This is a genomic window from Kitasatospora sp. NPDC047058 (genome assembly GCF_040643935.1).
GTDB lineage: Bacteria > Actinomycetota > Actinomycetes > Streptomycetales > Streptomycetaceae > Kitasatospora.
On the sequence record NZ_JBEYVJ010000942.1, the window covers coordinates 1 to 1,104 of the forward strand.

The window sequence follows — 1,104 nt, forward strand, 5'->3', positions numbered from 1 at the left end:
GGGCCCGCGGACCAGCACGTGGCCACCGCCCAGGTTCGGGCCTTCGGCCTGCGGCCCGGTGACGTCCTGACCGGCGCGTCCCGCCCCCGTGCCACGGCCGGTCACCGGCCGTCCCTGACCCGCCTCGACACCGTCAACGGCCACACCGCGGACGAGCCGCAACCCCGGCCCGCGTTCGCCGAACTGACGCCGCTCCACCCGCAGCAGCCGCTGCGTCTCGAAACGGACCCGAAGCAGCTGACCGGCCGGATCGTGGACCTCGTCGCCCCGATCGGCAAGGGCCAGCGCGGCCTGCTCGTCGCCCCGCCGAAGACCGGCAAGACGATGATCATGCAAGCGATCGCGGCAGCGGTCGCCCGCAACCATCCCGAGGCGCACCTGATGGTCGTCCTGGTCGACGAGCGCCCCGAGGAGGTCACCGAGATGCAGCGCTCCGTGCGGGGCGAGGTCATCGCCTCCACGTTCGACCGGCCCGCCCGCGACCACATCGCCATCGCCGAACTCGCGATCGAGCGCGCCAAGCGCCTCGTCGAACTCGGCCACGACGTCGTCGTCCTGCTCGACTCGATCACCCGGCTCGCCCGCGCCTACAACTCGGCGGCCCCCGCCACCGGCCGCACCCTCACCGGCGGACTCGACTCCGCCGCGATCCACCACCCGAAGAAGCTCTTCGGCGCAGCGCGCAACATCGAGAACGGCGGCTCACTGACGATCGTGGCCACCGCCCTCGTGGACACCGGTTCCCGCATGGACGACCTGATCTTCGAGGAGTTCAAGAGCACCGGCAACATGGAGCTGCGACTGGACCGCCGGCTCGCCGACAAGCGGCTCTTCCCCGCCGTCGACGTCCGCGCCTCCGGCACCCGCCGCGAGGAACTCCTCCACGGTCCCGCCCGTACCTCCGCCGCCTGGACCCTGCGCCGGGTCCTCAGCGGCCTGGACACCCAGCCTGCCGCCGAGCTGCTCCTGGACCGGTTGAAGCGGACCGGAAGCAACTCCGACCTCCTCCGCCAGGTGATCGTCAACTCGCCGGCCCGCGCCACCTGAGCGGCCGGGAAGCCGTTCACCGGACCGGACGGACCCGACACGGGGACCGGACCGGAC

At 72.6% G+C, this 1,104-nt stretch carries 1 protein-coding gene; it reads left to right on the top strand.

Annotation, left to right across the window (positions count from 1 at the left end; translation table 11 throughout):
• A partial coding sequence (gene rho / locus ABZ885_RS41815) for a transcription termination factor Rho (protein WP_360200532.1) occupies positions 1-1,047 on the top strand: 1,047 nt, incomplete at its 5' end.
• Positions 1,048-1,104: the final 57 nt, after the last annotated feature.